The sequence below is a fragment of the Moorena sp. SIO4A1 genome (assembly GCF_010672065.1).
GTDB lineage: Bacteria > Cyanobacteriota > Cyanobacteriia > Cyanobacteriales > Coleofasciculaceae > Moorena.
The window spans coordinates 302,580-318,386 of the sequence record NZ_JAAHHX010000012.1 but is presented as its reverse complement, the minus strand read 5'-3'; the positions used below and the strand labels follow the sequence as shown (position 1 = coordinate 318,386).

The following is a 15,807-nucleotide window of genomic DNA, read 5'->3' as shown; positions in this document are numbered from 1 at the left end:
TTTGCCCCCCTAGCCCCCCAATTCTGGGGGTAACAAAACTATCAAAGTCCCCCAGAATTGGGGGATTTAGGGGGCTTTAATAAAACCAAATGATCGCGCATTCATTCCTTAATTCAGCAACGCCACGATTATGACAATCTATTTTTACGGTACTCGCCAAAAACCCTATGGTTGTTTTTCCAACTTCTCCCGACATGGCTTTGAGCTAGATAAATTGTGGTGGGTGACTAGTGAGCATTTCTTCCAAGCCCAAAAATTTGTGACCACTGATTCCTCTTGGTATGACAAAATCCGTGAGGCAAAAACACCAAAGGAAGCAGCAAAAATGGGACGCGTTCGCGTAGCGTGGCCTACGGCCAATCGCTCTCATCCTCTTCGTGATGATTGGGAAAAAGTCAAAGATGAGATTATGCAGCGAGGAGTGTTACAAAAATTTGAAACCCATGGTGATCTTCGCCAGTTACTACTTGCTACAGGTGATCAGGTAATTGTTGAGAATTCACCCATAGATTATTACTGGGGTTGTGGTGCTGATGGTAGTGGGAAAAATAAACTGGGAGAGATTTTAATGACAGTCAGAGCAATATTGCGTGACAAGCAACTTGATGCTAACGATAGCATTTTTCTTTGAGTTGTGAACAGAGGATTGATAGAAAAAGGGAGCAGGGAGCAGGGAGCAGGGAACAGGGAACAGGGAACAGGGAACAGGGAACAGGGAAAAAAACCTGTATACCTCATCATTATGAAAAACGCTGTAATTAGGACTAAATAATTAGGAATTTGTATTGTTTTAAACAACGTGGTGTCTGAAGCCAAAGTGGTCGCGGCGCTGGTTTGTGGAACCAGTCATAACGGGTTCAAGTCCCGTCAGACACCCTTAGGTGCGACCCGTGATGGCGAGCAATCCCTTGACCGTAGGTCACGCGGGGCGCGTTCGCCATCACGGAAAGCGCACCTTAAGGAAGATGCCGCCGAGTGGACGGCAATCGGTCTTGAAAACCGTGGTATGGCAGCGATGTTGTAGGGGTTCGAGTCCTCCATCTTCCTCTAACCACCAGAAGCCGAAAAGCGAGGCACTGTGCTGATAACGCAGTGGTAGGAGGGGCAGTACCTCCCTGGTGGATTTCCCTTCTACACGCGATGAAGCAAAGCTTCCGCTAAAAGCGATTGGCCTATGGCCACGCTACGCGAACGCTAACCTGATCAACCCCTGTGAAGCATTTGATCAGCTAGACGAAGGTATGTTACTCCTACTACTACCCCAAGAATTTTATCATCCATCCCTGGATAGAGACTGAGATTTACCTCTCTGGGAAGATAGAGATGGGCAGCAGAGCGCGATCGCTAAAGGAAAAAACAGTTGAAACAGATTCAAAATGTCTTAAACTGATGGCAAATGTATAGTTATAATATCAAAGGAAATTTCTATGCAGCTTGGTCCTGGTTTATTAATAACATTTTTGTACTACTTCACCTGCACAACCCTAATTACCACTGTCTTTTCATCGCAAGTTTTGAGGCTAAGTCTGGTGACAGGGATGCCCTATAGTGTCGGTGTAATTTTTGGCTTAATCGGTGGTTTATTAGGTACCTACTTCAATCGAACCGTTACAGTATCCCTAGAATTCAAGAGTAAGAAAGTTTTTAGCGCTGCTCTCCAGGATGCTCTGACCGAGATGGGGTTTGAGGAAACATCAAAGCTAGATGAGTTTGTAGTTTACCAACGCCCAGCCCTCAGTAATCTTTTCTCTGGTAAAGTATTTGTACAAATCGGTAAAGGTACAGCAACCATTGCTAGCCGTTCCAGAAATATTAAGCGAATCAGCCGTAAACTATCGAAGAATTAGACACACTATCAATAATTTTTGGCTCTTCCGTACTTGTTATGCTAAATTAACACTTTGGCAAAGGGAGCAGGGAGCAGGGAGCAGGGAGCAGTGGAAAGAGACAGTATTTAGAAAATTTTGTTAATTAAATAGCATCAAAACCTTTGTATAGTAAGCTTTATGAGTTTTTTAACTTGAAATGAGCGCATAGCAGGTACTGAAGAACCTAATTTTTAAAACCTGGCGGTGATTATAAATCACGGCAATAGTATCAGTCTATCCAACACACTATAGCTGATAAAATAGAGCCTAACCCCTTAAATTATTAAGTATTCGCAAAGCTCCAATGATAACTAACTTACCGTATAATTTAGTTCGGGATCCATAAATTTCTACGTCAATCTTGCTGCCATCTTTACACTGACCAGGAAAGGTAAAGTAGAGATTTTTACCCTGACCCTGAAGACAATGAGTTATTCGCTCATCCACAAATTTACGCTTGTCTTCTGCCACCACTTGTAGTAAAGATTGCCGAGAAATCAGTTCACCAAAGGAATAGCCAAAAATTTCTGCCATTTTGGGATTAACATAGAGAAAATTCCCTTTACTATAAATTATGTAAATTCCCAGGGAAGAAAAATTATCTGAACTATCAGTGAGCTGATTGGGTGGGGATAAAACTTGATAGTTCTGAGGAGACTGTTGTCCTAGCTGTTGTTGTTGACTGTGGAGTTGAGCATTCTCTACGATCAAAGCCATGGACTCAGCAGTCATTTCCATTAAACGGGCAGATTTAGCACCAAAGTGTCCCGGCTGGGAATGCATTAGGGTGATAATGCCTAATAACCTCTTGCCCCTGAGAATAGGTACAGCTAATACTGAGCGTACTTGATAGGGCTGATCAGGTAAGGTAAGCCAGCGCTGATCATCCATAGTGTCCGTGATCACCCCAACTTGGCGATGGCGGCTAACCCAACCAGCTAAACCTTGGTCTAGAACCTGACCAATGATCTGCTTTTTATATCGTGGGAGGGTTGCACCGCGAGCTAGAATACTCTCAGTGACCACACCATCAGTATTGAGTAAAAACAGGCTACTCTCCTCTGCCTTAGTGAGGCGACCAGCAACGTGGAGTATATCTTGTAACAAAGCTCTAAGCATCAGGGAGCCAGAGGCTGTTTGCATTATGGTGCCATAGGTTTTAAATAGCTGATGTTGAGCACTGAAGACAATTCGTGTAGCTTTAAGTTGATCCACTTGTCGGCGCAGTGCTTTCAATTCCTGAATCAGCTGTTGTTTAGATTTATTCAGATCACTCATAGTTACCTCCATCAATCAGCCTGCGCCAATCCCACATTAGTCTACAGGCTTATAGCAAGTTGCGTTTCTGACGTTTAATTTACCTATGGGATCAGGAGGACTTGGGGGAATTTTCCGCTCTTCCCAATTCCTTTTTGTTTATTCTTTGACTGCAACTTGGTATCAGGTAATTGCGATCGGATAATGGGTATTTTCTCATCAACGGTTAGGTCAAAATAGTAACTGTAACTCGTCTTTCCCTATTTAACCTTGAGTTATCCTCGCTCTTCCCAATCTAAACCAGCTGCTGGTAATCAGACATCCTATGGCACCAATAACCAGCAGAAAAATCTTTTCAACCGCACTCGTGCCAGTTTACAGCAAGCCTTGTCCTGGTACAGCAATTTTCATAGCTCCCAGGGGAATCCTGCTGATGTGGAAATGCAAGCCTTGCTGCAAACTGAATTAGAGGTTTTGCAGTCTAGCCTAGACAAACTTGACCAAGGATTGATTCGCATTGCCGCTTTTGGTTTGGTTAGTCGTGGTAAGTCAGCGGTAATTAATGCTTTGGTGGGACAAAAAATTCTTAAAACTGGTCCGATTCACGGTGTCACTCAATGGCCGAAGTCAGTACAGTGGACACCTAGGTCCGACAGTGAAGTCCTCTTGGAGTTGATTGATACGCCAGGATTGGACGAAATCCATGGGGAAGTCAAGGCGCAGATGGCGCGGGAGGTGGTATCCCAAGCCGATTTAATTTTATTTGTGGTGGCTGGTGATATCACTCGCACTGAATATCAAGCTCTTTGTGAACTGCGGCAAAGCCAAAAGCCTCTAATCTTGGTATTTAACAAAATTGACCTCTATCCAGAACAAGACCGGGAGGCAATTTATCAACAGTTGCAACAACTGGGTACCGGTAGTCCCAAGGATCGGCGTTTACAAAAGATGTTGTCAGCGGATGAGATTGTCCTAGTGGCAGCAGAACCAGCTTCTATGGAAGTACGGGTAGAGTGGCCTGATGGTAGAGTGACTTATGAATGGGAAACTCCACCTCCGAATGTGGATCAGCTTAAACAGAAAATTTTCAGTCTACTTAACCGAGAAGGGCGATCACTTTTAGCCCTCAACGCTCTATTTCAAGCCCGCAATGCTCAGAATACTATTGGCAAAAAAGCCATTGAGTTACACAAAACGGAAGCAGAAGACTTAATCTGGCAGTTTGCCAAGTACAAAGCACTAGCAGTCGCCCTCAATCCGATTGGAATTTTAGATGTTTTAGGGGGTACTGTGACTGACTTGGTGATGATTCGTTCTCTAGCGCGGCTGTATGGTCTACCCATGACTAGCTATGAAGCAGGTAAGCTATGGCAAAAGATTTTGATCAGTTCTGGAGGCTTACTGCTAGGTGAACTGGGTACCAGTGTGCTTTTTGGTGTAGGTAAGAGTGCATCAGTAGTTATCGGTCCGAGTGGCTTGGGTGCCTTTGCTGGGGCAGCAATTACCCAAGCTGGAATTGCGGGTTATGGGGCTTATGCTGTTGGTCAAGCGGCACAGGTTTATCTCGAACAAGGTTGCTCTTTCGGACCACTAGGAGCAAGTACCGTCATTAAAGAAATTCTAGACCGGGTGGAGCCAGACACTATTGTTTTTCGTCTGCGGCAAGAATTGGAAAGACAGCTAGGAGAGTGATAAAACTTAATTCCTTAACCTTTTCCCTAATTTTACCTAAATTTTACACCTGGCAAGTTTTTTACCGGAGTCGTAGATTGGGCATGTGTAGATATTCAAGAGAGAAAAATTACTGCCAGCCAATCGGGATTCAGGAGAACACTCATGTTCAAAAGACTAATTCAAGCCGCCATGCTCACTTTATTGCTTCACCTAATTGCAAACCTAACACAACCAGACAGTCAGCAGCCTGCCAATGTGGCACCTTCAGACGTGAAACTTGTCTATGTGTTGAGCTAGACCATCGGTTGGTGTTCCAAACTGATTATGGGGGTTGTGGGCTGCTTCATTATCCATGATTCATTTTCCATGGTTCATTAGTACAGTTGCCATGAACCATGAACCATTAATCTTAGAGGAGACTAAAAATGGTTAACCAAATGCATTATCCCAAACATAATCGATCAAGGTTTTAGCCTCCTGTAGAGGTAACACTTGACAACGACCTTGGTGATCATAGGTCAGCAGAGGGATTGGACATCTAGTCCCTTGTTCTAGGTTATCCTTATCAATTTTGCCCTGTATCTCTTCCAGGTTACGCAGGCAATTATTGATATCAAAGTCAATTTTGGTGTCAAATTTATCATCCATCCATGCTTCAATTTGGTCATCCAACTCTTTAGTGTTAAGCAGCTTTTGACTAGTTAATAAGTGATAATAAACTAGAATAATCTCCTTACATTCTTCCTCTTCAGCGTCATCAATCAAAGACTTAAACACACCAGCATTAATGGCTAAATTTTTGAATAAAAGGGTCTCGGTAACACTTTTTTGAAATTTAATCTGCTTATTTTGATAACTTTTGTACTGCTTAAAGGCAAATCCCCCGAAGGCGATCACCACAGATAAAGTAGTGAGCAGTACAGCCATAATATCATGGGATTTTTCCTGGTCAATTCTGAAGCTTTCCACTCCCATAGCGAACAAAATTATCCCCAAGATAAAGATAAGTTGGGGAAGAACTTTGACCAAAAGAGGAATGGCAGCTCCAATGGCAGGTAAACCAAATAATAGGCGGTCTTTCCAGGTCATTCCTATTTTAACATTTGGAAATAAGAATTCTAGATCAAATTTGGGAATATTGCCATAGAGATAAACATACATTTTACCGGGTACAAAGTTTTGAGTTTTGAGTTTTTTTGATTTTTTTGATTCAAAATAATTTTTATCTTTAAATTTAATCAATAAAACTACTCGTTCATAGATTTCAATTTTTTGTTCACTTGGCTTTAAAAGTTTTTTCAAAAAATAAATTTTAGATTTATCTCCTCTACCATAGCAAACCATGTCCTCAAAGTCATCAAAATCTATATCAGTCTTTAGTTCAATCAAGGAGTGTTCTGACACAGCCTGTTGTAGGAGATTTTTCGGTAAGGGAAAGTAATTGGCACTTTTCAGGAGAGTTGTTAATGTCGATATCAATTTAGTTTCCATCTGACTCTTCTGATTTGGAGTCAATTCCTTGATCGACTTGGTATCAGCATCAGGATTAAAAGGAGCAAAGTTATCCTTTAAATTCTCCAGGGTTTGATGGAACTGAAAATGATAATAGGCTGACAGAATTTCACAAAAATCCCGAAACTTCTGGGAGTTGGTAGGGTCAAGTTTTCCATCTTGAAGACAAAGTTCGATCAGATCGGTTCGACGGTAAGGGATAAAGGCTTCCCGGTCTTGATATATAGCCATCATTGTGCCACTAAACTGCTGTATAGTTCACATTAATAAAATTATGTTGGTTAGAGCATGAGCACCGGTTAACTAACAAATCGACTGGAGCTATAGTTATAGAGTTACCAGCCAATCCTGGAAAGGTAACAACTCGCCAGGACTAAAATTGATATTTTTTTAAATCAGTGGTCTAGGCTAGAAGCTTCCGAAAAGTTGTTCAGCCTTAGGATTGGAATTGTCTAGGATTGCTTAAGCGATGAGTAACTACTATCATCAAAATAACCCACAACCGCCAGACCAGGTTAGTCTGGGTTAGCTTATGATCTAACCAGCTGAGCTGTTTCCAGCTTTTCGATTGGGAAGTTATGTCAGAATTGATATCGGTAATTCGTTGACTTTTGTTAAGTTGATCCAACATTAATTGCTGGCTCGGTTTTTTTATTGTGATCATGTTGCTACGAACTTATCCTTTTCCCCTAAGCATGATCAGGGATGGCTACACCAGCCAAGTCGGCTTGGTGGGGATTAGGGTGAAAAGGATATCTGGATTTAAGTGATTCATTTATAGTAGAACCAAGGGTAAGCAGCTTAAACAGCAACAACAAAAATCTTAAAAAAGCTTAATACCCGGTATTGATTGACAAATGACCAAGATTCTGCATAGAGGACTTTGAAGCGATCGCAATTTCTTAGACAGTGAGCGCTCACTCCCTTATTAGTCACAATAATTGAAGCAAATTAATAATAAATAATTCGATAAGATAAAGCTTTGACAGCAATTTCTAAATCATTACTAGCGTCAGCAATGCTATCCACATATCTGGGGGACTGGAGTAGTAATCGATTTCATCCACACAATAGCGAAAATCTTTAGCTAGCTGAAGCGGCTTAAACAACCTTAAACAAACTGAAAAAAATCTTAAAACCTCTCAATAATGTGCTGATCCCGAGCCCGGTTAAGTTCTTATAATTTTTGGCTTTTCGTGACTTTAAAGTTAACAATTTTCAATTTTTAATTGTCAATTTTCAATTTTAAAGTCACAGCCATGAGCTCTACCGTATTATAAGTAATTAACCGGACTTGGGATTAGGTCTTAGAATTTGAATGTAGTTCTCAAAGCACCAATCACGACATCCTCGTTATCACTGTCTCCAAATGGAGCAGCAATCCAGATTAATCCGGGAGTAATCGAGATATTATCATTTACCTGATACTTGTAGAAGCCTTCAACATGAATGGCGGTATCATCATCACCACCAACATAAGGCTCAGAACCAGCGATTATACCAAGTAAGTTACCTTCTTTGCCAAAGTCTGGTAATGCTAGTCCTAGACCGTAGTACCAAATCTCAGCATCACCATTGCCACCAGAAGCTTGTTCAGCATCGGTGTAGCCACCATAGGCATTAATTACTAAATTGGGAGAGAATCGAAAAGAGGCTTCTACGCCGTAGGAGTTAGTGTTGGCAGTGACATCTGCTCCATCACCAAAGGGTGCCCTGGCGTTTTCAGTTCCGACACCTGTATCAAAGATAGCGTTGCCATCATCAAAGTCATTGAAGTAGGCACGAACGTAGGTGAAGGCTAACTGGAAGCTGTCGCTAGGGGAAAATGTCAGCTGACCTAAGGCAGAAAACTCACCATTGAATAAACCCTGACCTTCAGAGGGGTCAAAGGAATTGCCACCAAAGTAACCTGCACTCAATACTACCGCATCGGCGAGGCTAAAGTTGATGCCTAGTCCACCACCTGCGCCTAAACCAATTTTATAGATGGGGCTAGATTCAGCATAGCTGGAAAGAACACCACTAGCACCAGTGAAGTCATCCAGGTAGGGGCTGATGGTGGGGACGAAATCTTGCCAAAGGGGAAACGCAGCTGGCAGATAAACATCAATATTATCCCCAATCGGGAAGTAGTAGGCTAGCCAACCAATACCCAGATCGTTGCCGCTGTCAAAGCTGTAAGTAAAGGCACCTTGGTCTGTGCCATCAAAGGTAGCTGCATTACCGGCATCCAGACGGGTGTAGAGCGCATCTTTACCGGTGAAACTGGAGACAAACGCTAAACGTACCCGGTCTTGGAACACGACTTGGTTGTCACTGTCTTCACCAAAGGCGTTGGCAATAGAGAAGACCACTTCCCCTTCTAGCTTGGTGGTGGTAGAAAACTGATGGTCTTCTAAAAATGCCACCCGTCCTTCTAAGTTATCGACTCGTGCACCGAGAGTAGCCAATTCTGATTCAAACTCCTGAATCAGCCGTTGCAGGGTTTCTAAGTCTTCACGAGTGATAAAATCAGCGGTAGACGCAGCAATTAAACGCTCAATTTGGTTCAAGCAAGCATTTAAACCAGCGGCAAATTCATACCGGGTTGTTGCCCGATTCCCACGAAACGTGCGATTGGGGTATCCTGCAATACAACCGTAGCGCTCTACCAAACTGCGTAGTGCTTCATAAGCCCAGTCTCCAGGAGATACATCACGCAGTTGGGAAACACTGGTGACTTGACCCATGGAAGCTGACTCTTGTTTACTCTGTTTGATGAGTTTATCAACCGACACCTGCTTTGATTGTGCAGGCATTTGCGACCGGTTTACTGAATCAATGATTTCTGAAACCTCTTGTGCGATCGCAACCTCAGATGCTGCCCATTGGGATACCAACATCAATGGACTCATCAGTAACATCGAGCGTAATTGTTTATTCATTGTTCTCACTCACACCTGTCATCAGTCTAATGGATGAAAGTAACAAAGCTCTGACCAGGTGTTTGTAGTCTTTGATACAAAATATTACTTATATAGTTGACTCGTGACAGTACTCTGTCAGCACCTAGGCACAACTATATTGGCAAACTAATGACAAACTCGGCTCCCTGAGCTGGTTCTGAAGCCACCTCAATTTTCCCCCGATGGTGGGTAATAATTTGGTAGCTAATGGCCAGTCCCAAGCCAGTTCCCTTACCTGGGTCTTTGGTAGTGAAAAATGGGTCAAAGATCCGGTCTTTAATTGCTGCGGCAATCCCAGGGCCATTGTCAGCGATTCGGATAACTACCCAGTTTTGGTCAACTAGCTCAGTTTGAATCCGAATGGTGAAGACTGGGGATGGGCAAGATTCGACACTCTTGTGTTCTATAGCATCAAGGGCATTTTCCAAGATACTCATAAATACCTGATTCAGTTGAGCTGGGTAGCAATCCACCAAAGGTAAATCCCCATACTGCTTGATCACCTCAATCCCTGGCTTGAGACGGTTGCTGAGCAGAACGAGGGTATTGTCAATTCCTTCATGGATGTTAACCGGTTTGATCTTGGCTTCATCCAATCGGGAAAAATTCCTCATCGAAAGCACAATTTCACGAATGCGCTCAGCTCCCCCTTTCATGGAAGCGATGATTTTAGGCAAGTCTTGGGCCAAAAATTCCAGATCAATCTCTTCTAGCTGATTTTGAATCTCTGGGTCAGGGTTGGGATAATACTGCTGATAGAGTTCCACCAGAGAGAGTAAATCCTCAATATAATCACTGGCAAAGAACAGATTGCCGTAGATAAAGTTGATCGGATTGTTCATTTCATGGGCAATACCAGCCACCATAGTACCCAAACTGGACATTTTTTCGTTTTGAATCAGCTGGATTTCCGTTTGCTGGAGTTCGTGGGTGTAGTCAGCCATACCGTGAATCAGCTGATTGAGAGAAGTCGCTAAGACACCCACTTCATCTCGGGTCGTGACTGGTGCTTGCAGGGTGAAGTTAGACTCCTGTTTGACCTGTTCGGTGATCTCAGTCAGGCTTTTGAGTCGCTGTGCGATCGCATTACTGGTATGAATAGCTAATAGGATTGCGATCGCAACTGAGGCGATCATACTGCTGTAGATGATCCCAAAGCAGCACTGCTCAGCACGCTTGAGGGCACTCAAGGCTTGCGTCTGTTTGACTTGAGCTGCTCTAATCAGCTGGTCTGACTTCTCAAAAAAGCTTTCTAGGGCAGTGGTTAATTCAGGATTGTTCTGTTCCAACAGTTGCCTTTGGGCAAGTTTAAGCGCACCTAAGGGTAAGTTTCCAGACTCTATTTCCGACAACAGGGATTGAATCAGAGTCTTGTAGGCATCAATAATGATCCTGTTGGTCTTCACTAAATCCAGTAACTGATTGGTATTCGTATGAGAACAGGTATCAAACTCTGTGACAAACTCTTCCGCTTCCAACAGCAGTTGCTGAGCTTGGTCAATTTTCTCTTGAACCAGCTGTAGGTCTTCCATGGGAACAGCAACAGGAGGTGCGACCCGAACGCGCACCTTTAGGGAATTTAATTCGCCAAGGTCAAGCGCACCTAAGTAGGCATAGGAACGTAAGTCTAAAATCGCGATTTGTAAATTTTTCAGGAGATGTTCTTGTTTTTGGGAACGAGTGAGTTCAGCCAGTGCTGCCTTTTGGTAATGCTGGCCAATCCCTAATCCAGTCGTTGTTCCCAAAATTGCCAAACCAATGGAGAGTGCATACCCAACAAAAACTTTCTGCCTAATGCTTGCACTGGCTAGGAATTGATTGATCCAGCTGATTCTGGATGCCCCTGAGTTAGGGTGACATCCAGTGTGAAATCCTTGGAAATTCTCCCCTGACAAAGCTTAAATCTCGCCAAATGTTAGCCGATGAGCCGAAGCGTGTTTATTAATACATCAACCTTATGGTCAATCTGTACACTGAGTTACAAGACAACAGTAAGTTTATAAGTTGAGCAATAAAACATGAATAGGTGATGCCTAATGACTTCAACATGCTATTTTTAGGCAAAACTATGCTTTTTTCGAAGTTATTGAACCATAGTAACAGGTACTGGCTTCGCTTGCTCTCTCTTGCTTTTGTAAAGGAGGTTTTGCTTATCCAGGCTGTAAAGAGTTGATTAACAGAATGTGAATACTTAGTGCTCAGCATGGGTAGATCTGATCCAAAAAAATGTTAAAAAATGTCAATCTTTCATGAACTGCTGGAAAATTTAGCTTGTTTGTATCCTACTTAACAGTTTACTTGTCATCGTAGGTCTAATATCACACCCTAGCTTCGCAATTTTTTCAATGAGGCTACACCTAAATTTGGTAGAGGATGGTACGAAAGTATGGTAAGTGGATTAGGACGACGTAAATTTCTGCTTTATAGCTCGGCGGCATTGGGAACCAGTCTTCTGTTGAAGGCTTGCGCTGAAGACAGCTCGGGTCCTTCAGAGGCTAGTGCTGGTGGGGAAGACACGATCAAAGTGGGTATTCTCCACTCCCTGACTGGCACCATGGCAATTAGTGAGACTACTGTGGTGGAAGCTGAAAAGCTTGCTATCAAGGAGATTAATGACGCCGGGGGAGTATTAGGCAAGAAAATTGTGCCTATTGTTGAGGATGGTGCGTCTGACTGGCCAACCTTTGCTGAGAAAGCTGCCAAACTGATTGATAAGGATCAAGTCGTTACTATTTTTGGTTGCTGGACATCCGCTAGCCGTAAGGCTGTGCTACCAGTGTTTGAATCCAAAGACCATATGCTGTGGTATCCTGTGCAGTACGAAGGGCAGGAATGTTCCAAGAATATTTTCTACACAGGTGCTGCACCAAATCAGCAGATTGAGCCAGCAGTAGAGTGGTTGCTGAAAAACAAGGGCAAAAAGTTTTTCTTAGTGGGCTCGGATTATGTTTTCCCTCGCACCGCTAACACAATTATTAAGGAGCAACTCAAAGCTCTGGGTGGAGAGACCGTGGGCGAGGATTACCTTCCCCTTGGTAATACAGAAGTTACCCCGATCATTTCTAAGATTAAAGCCGCACTACCAGATGGTGGCGTAATCTTTAACAGTCTCAACGGGGATAGTAACGTCGCTTTCTTCAAACAACTCAAGGGTGCTGGACTCACTCCAGATAAATATCCCACGATGTCGGTGAGTATTGCAGAAGAGGAAGTCCGGCAGATCGGTCCAGAATTTCTAATTGGTCAGTACGCCGCCTGGAACTACTTCCAATCTGTCGATAGCCTCGATAATAAGCAGTTTGTGGAAGCCTTCAAAGCCGAGTATGGCGAAGACCGGGTAACCAACGACCCCATGGAAGCCGCTTACATTATGGTTTACCTATGGAAGCAGGCGGTAGAGCAAGCTGGAACTACTGACCTAGAGCCTGTGCGCAAAGCTGCTATCGGTCAAAAATTTGGCGCACCAGAAGGACCAGTAGAGATGTATCCGAATCATCACATCTCTAAGACAGTGCGCATTGGTGAAATCCAAGCCGATGGTCAGTTCAAAATTGTCTCATCCACACCTAAACCAGTTTCTCCCATCCCCTGGAATCAATATGTAGCGGAAACGAAAGGGTATGGGTGTGACTGGACTGATCCCAATAAGGGAGGAAAGTACAAAAAGGAGAAAGCATAAGTGATCAAGGATGAATTATGACCTATGAAGTAAACTACTTAGCATTTAAAATCGAGTTTTGTTAGTTGAGTGTTGAGTGCTTAATGTAAACTTCAAAAACATAAAAATAAAGTAGTTTTCACCATTCATAATTCATCCTCAATAATTCATCATTTATCCTTCATAATTCATAGTTAATTATTAAATTGTGCTGCCACTTTTAGAAGGAATTTTTAACGGGATTAGTATTGGCTCAGTGCTACTGATTGCTGCCCTAGGACTAGCGGTTGTCTTTGGACTGATGGGCGTGATTAATCTTGCTCACGGCGAGTTAATGATGTTGGGCGCTTATACAACTTATGTTGTCCAAAATACCTTTAAAGCCTTTTTGGGCGATTCGTTGTTTAATGTCTATATATTTTTTGCCCTGCCCATAGCTTTTCTGGTGGCAGCGTTGGTAGGACTGGTATTAGAGAGGGGGGTGATTCGTTATCTATATGGGCGACCGTTGGAAACCCTTCTCGCTACTTGGGGGGTAAGTTTGATATTGCGGCAGTTTGTCCGCAGTGTAAATTGGGTATTGGTGATTGGGATTGGGGTATTTTGCCTGCTGTTTTTTGGGTCAAGGTGGGTTCTAAGCCGTCGTTTAGATTGGCAGAGAATTCGCAATTGGGCGATCGCTTTGATGGTATTCTTATCTCTAGGAATTGCCATCGTAACTGGGGTGTTGTTAGGACAAACCGGTCAACGGGCAATTACTCGACCTTGGTTTAGTGCCAGAAATGTAGACGTGACTCCACCAGCATGGCTTCAAGGGGGATTTCCCATTGGTAACTTCCAATTGCCCTATGCCCGGATCTTTATCATTATTTTGACGATTATTTGTCTATTGGGAACCTACTGGTTCTTAAATCGCTCCAGTTGGGGATTACGGATTCGAGCGGTTACCCAAAATCGCAATATGAGTGCTTGCTTAGGTATCCCAACACAAACGGTAGATGCGTTAACATTTGCCCTAGGTTCTGGTTTAGCTGGTGTAGCAGGTTGTGCGATTACATTACTAGGTTCTGTCGGTCCCAATACTGGTCAAAATTATATCGTCGATACTTTTATGGTGGTGGTGGTTGGCGGTGTCGGAAACTTACTGGGAAGCATAATAGCCGCCCTAGCAATTGGTACACTGACCTATCTGATTGGTTCGGGAAGCATAGCCTTTATGTTGATGCCAGTAGAGTTCCTTAAACCGGTAACGGACTTCTTTACCTTCTTTGCGACCACCAGTATGGCAAAAGTTATGGTTTTCGCTTTAATTATTACCTTTTTACAAGTGAGACCTTCAGGAATATTCCCACAAAAAGGACGCACGGCAGAATTATAGCGTTTCTCGTACTTATGAGGTACAGTCAATTGTATTGCCCCGATTCCCTACTCCCTACTCCCTACTCCCTACTCCCTACTCCCTACTCCCTACTCCCTACTCCCTACTCCCTTTGCTAAAGTACCTCACTAAATTGAGAACTGCTATAGTTGCTATTTTCATAAATTATGACGTATGTATCTAGAACACAAGCCATTAAAAAGCAGCGGCGACGAAAGTTAATCATAGAAATAGTAGCAATCGTAGCAATTGCTCTAGTTTTCGCGTTATTAATGCCAGCAATTTTGCCGGATTTTCGCCTCAAGCTGTTGGGGCGTTTTTTGTCATTATCTATTGTCGCGATTGGGATTGACCTGATTTGGGGGTATACCGGACTGCTGAGTCTAGGACATGGTATATTTTTTGCGTTGGGGGGCTATGCTTTTGCTATGCACCTCAAACTGCAATTACCAGAAGGAGAAATACCGGAATTCTTCACCCTCTATGGAGTGAAAGAACTCCCATTCTTCTGGCAGCCATTTTATTCGTTTCCTTTCACCCTAATTGCTATTGTTTTAATTCCCAGTATCGTGGCAGGATTGCTGGGTTATCTGGTATTTCGTAACCGGATTAAAGGGGTTTATTTCTCGATTTTGACCCAAGCCGCACTGCTGGTTTTATTCAATTTTTTCAATGGGCAGCAAAAGCTAATTAATGGTACTAATGGGTTGAAAACTGATACAGAAACCCTGTTTGGAATGTTAGTAAGTTCTAAACAAGCTCAGTTAGCTTTCTACGAAATTAGTATCCTGTGTGTGGTTCTGATCTACTTATTGTGCCGTTGGTTAACCAGTGGACGTTTTGGTCGGTTGTTAATTGCCATACGGGATGATGAGAATCGGGTGCGTTTCTCTGGCTACGATCCTACCGGATTCAAAGTCCTGGTATTTGCGGTTTCTGGGGGAATCGCTGGAGTGGCTGGGGCGCTTTATACCGTACAATCAGGGATTGTTACCCCCAGCTATATGGAAGTAGCGTTTTCCATTGAGATGGTGATTTGGGTGGCTGTGGGAGGACGAGCAACTCTAGTGGGAGCAATTCTGGGTACTTTATTAGTCAGACTAGCTCAAACCTTGTTGAGTGAGCAATTTCCTGAAGTTTGGCTATTTTTCCAGGGCGCGCTGTTCCTAATTGTAGTGACAGTACTGCCTAATGGTATTGTCGGCTGGTTGCGAGACGAGGGAATTGAACAAATGCGATCGCTTTTTGGTACCGAAAAACCAGTGATCACAACTTACCCCAGCCTAGAAAAAGATCCAGTAGTCCAACGGGAAAAAGAAGAGATTGGTCGTTAAACTGGTCTTGATTTACAGCGCTCTTCATTATCGGGAGTCGGGAGTCGGGAGTCGGGAGTCGGGAGTCGGGAGTCGGGAGTCGGGAGTCGGGAGTCGGGGGATAGGGTTTGTTTTATAGCAATTCTCTATGCCATGAGGTACAAAGGGATCCCCCTAAATCCCCCTTATCAAGGGGGACTTT

General features: G+C 43.4%; 14 protein-coding genes and 1 tRNA gene. 10 read left to right on the top strand and 5 right to left on the bottom strand.

Translation table 11 applies throughout. The features are described 5' to 3' along the window. Positions 1–130 precede the first annotated feature (130 nt). The 4 genes from F6K53_RS13650 (at position 131) to F6K53_RS13635 (ending at position 1,847) form a co-directional block, all read left to right on the top strand. Complete coding sequence (locus F6K53_RS13650; RefSeq protein ID WP_293064095.1) at positions 131–631, top strand: NADAR family protein; 501 nt, start codon at positions 131–133, stop codon at positions 629–631. A 171-nt stretch (positions 632–802) separates the two neighbouring features. Beyond that, positions 803–876 (top strand) — tRNA-His (locus F6K53_RS13645). A 242-nt stretch (positions 877–1,118) separates the two neighbouring features. After that, the gene (locus F6K53_RS13640) at positions 1,119–1,298 is read left to right on the top strand and encodes a hypothetical protein (RefSeq protein WP_293041825.1); all 180 of its coding nucleotides are present in this window, start codon (positions 1,119–1,121) and stop codon (positions 1,296–1,298) included. A gap of 129 nt (positions 1,299–1,427) precedes the next feature. Next, positions 1,428–1,847 carry a hypothetical protein gene (locus tag F6K53_RS13635; RefSeq protein ID WP_293041827.1) on the top strand — a complete coding sequence of 140 codons (420 nt, stop codon included), beginning with the start codon at positions 1,428–1,430 and terminating at the stop codon, positions 1,845–1,847. Positions 1,848–2,135: 288 nt separating this feature from the next. Here F6K53_RS13635 and F6K53_RS13630 read toward each other — a convergent pair whose 3' ends face one another. Continuing rightward, a complete protein-coding gene (locus F6K53_RS13630) occupies positions 2,136–3,146 on the bottom strand; it encodes a GAF domain-containing protein (protein ID WP_293064093.1) in 1,011 nt (336 codons plus the stop codon). 249 nt (positions 3,147–3,395) lie between these two features. On the opposite strand from F6K53_RS13630, the gene F6K53_RS13625 reads away from it, so the two are divergent. After that, positions 3,396–4,817, top strand: a complete 1,422-nt coding sequence (locus tag F6K53_RS13625; protein ID WP_293081083.1) for a GTP-binding protein — start codon at positions 3,396–3,398, stop codon at positions 4,815–4,817. Between the two features lie 411 nt (positions 4,818–5,228). On the opposite strand, the gene F6K53_RS13620 is transcribed toward F6K53_RS13625, so the two are convergent. The 4 genes from F6K53_RS13620 to F6K53_RS13605 all read right to left on the bottom strand — a co-directional run bounded on the left by F6K53_RS13620 (position 5,229) and on the right by F6K53_RS13605 (position 11,001). Then, positions 5,229–6,545, bottom strand: a complete 1,317-nt coding sequence (locus F6K53_RS13620) for a TMEM143 family protein (RefSeq protein ID WP_364300690.1) — start codon at positions 6,543–6,545, stop codon at positions 5,229–5,231. Positions 6,546–6,747: 202 nt separating this feature from the next. Further along, positions 6,748–6,975, bottom strand: a complete 228-nt coding sequence (locus F6K53_RS13615) for a hypothetical protein (protein ID WP_293081080.1) — start codon at positions 6,973–6,975, stop codon at positions 6,748–6,750. Between the two features lie 643 nt (positions 6,976–7,618). Further along, a complete protein-coding gene (locus F6K53_RS13610; RefSeq protein WP_293023554.1) occupies positions 7,619–9,235 on the bottom strand; it encodes an iron uptake porin in 1,617 nt (538 codons plus the stop codon). A 134-nt stretch (positions 9,236–9,369) separates the two neighbouring features. Further along, positions 9,370–11,001 (bottom strand): ATP-binding protein, encoded by a 1,632-nt coding sequence (locus tag F6K53_RS13605; RefSeq protein ID WP_293081077.1) that lies wholly within the window; start codon positions 10,999–11,001, stop codon positions 9,370–9,372. A gap of 641 nt (positions 11,002–11,642) precedes the next feature. Between F6K53_RS13605 and urtA the strand changes: the two genes are divergently transcribed. The 5 genes from urtA (at position 11,643) to F6K53_RS13580 (ending at position 15,744) form a co-directional block, all read left to right on the top strand. Next, a complete protein-coding gene (urtA, locus tag F6K53_RS13600; protein ID WP_293044598.1) occupies positions 11,643–12,935 on the top strand; it encodes an urea ABC transporter substrate-binding protein in 1,293 nt (430 codons plus the stop codon). Positions 12,936–13,122: 187 nt separating this feature from the next. Next, positions 13,123–14,292 (top strand): branched-chain amino acid ABC transporter permease, encoded by a 1,170-nt coding sequence (locus tag F6K53_RS13595; RefSeq protein ID WP_293064085.1) that lies wholly within the window; start codon positions 13,123–13,125, stop codon positions 14,290–14,292. Positions 14,293–14,326: 34 nt separating this feature from the next. Then, positions 14,327–14,476 (top strand): hypothetical protein, encoded by a 150-nt coding sequence (locus tag F6K53_RS13590; RefSeq protein ID WP_293023544.1) that lies wholly within the window; start codon positions 14,327–14,329, stop codon positions 14,474–14,476. Beyond that, the gene (urtC, locus tag F6K53_RS13585; RefSeq protein ID WP_293023541.1) at positions 14,460–15,626 is read left to right on the top strand and encodes an urea ABC transporter permease subunit UrtC; all 1,167 of its coding nucleotides are present in this window, start codon (positions 14,460–14,462) and stop codon (positions 15,624–15,626) included. Before F6K53_RS13590 ends, urtC begins: the two co-directional genes overlap by 17 nt. Then, a complete protein-coding gene (locus tag F6K53_RS13580) occupies positions 15,616–15,744 on the top strand; it encodes a hypothetical protein (RefSeq protein ID WP_293081074.1) in 129 nt (42 codons plus the stop codon). Before urtC ends, F6K53_RS13580 begins: the two co-directional genes overlap by 11 nt. Positions 15,745–15,807 lie beyond the last annotated feature (63 nt).

What these genes read in the sequence shown, in the direction of transcription:
- F6K53_RS13650 (WP_293064095.1), top strand. Translation starts at nt 131, where the DNA reads ATGACAATCTATTTTTACGGTACTCGCCAAAAACCCTATGGTTGTTTT.
- F6K53_RS13635 (WP_293041827.1), top strand. Translation starts at nt 1,428, where the DNA reads ATGCAGCTTGGTCCTGGTTTATTAATAACATTTTTGTACTACTTCACC.
- F6K53_RS13630 (WP_293064093.1), bottom strand. Translation starts at nt 3,146, where the DNA reads ATGAGTGATCTGAATAAATCTAAACAACAGCTGATTCAGGAATTGAAA.
- F6K53_RS13620 (WP_364300690.1), bottom strand. Translation starts at nt 6,545, where the DNA reads ATGATGGCTATATATCAAGACCGGGAAGCCTTTATCCCTTACCGTCGA.
- F6K53_RS13615 (WP_293081080.1), bottom strand. Translation starts at nt 6,975, where the DNA reads ATGATCACAATAAAAAAACCGAGCCAGCAATTAATGTTGGATCAACTT.
- F6K53_RS13610 (WP_293023554.1), bottom strand. Translation starts at nt 9,235, where the DNA reads ATGAATAAACAATTACGCTCGATGTTACTGATGAGTCCATTGATGTTG.
- urtA (WP_293044598.1), top strand. Translation starts at nt 11,643, where the DNA reads ATGGTAAGTGGATTAGGACGACGTAAATTTCTGCTTTATAGCTCGGCG.
- urtC (WP_293023541.1), top strand. Translation starts at nt 14,460, where the DNA reads ATGACGTATGTATCTAGAACACAAGCCATTAAAAAGCAGCGGCGACGA.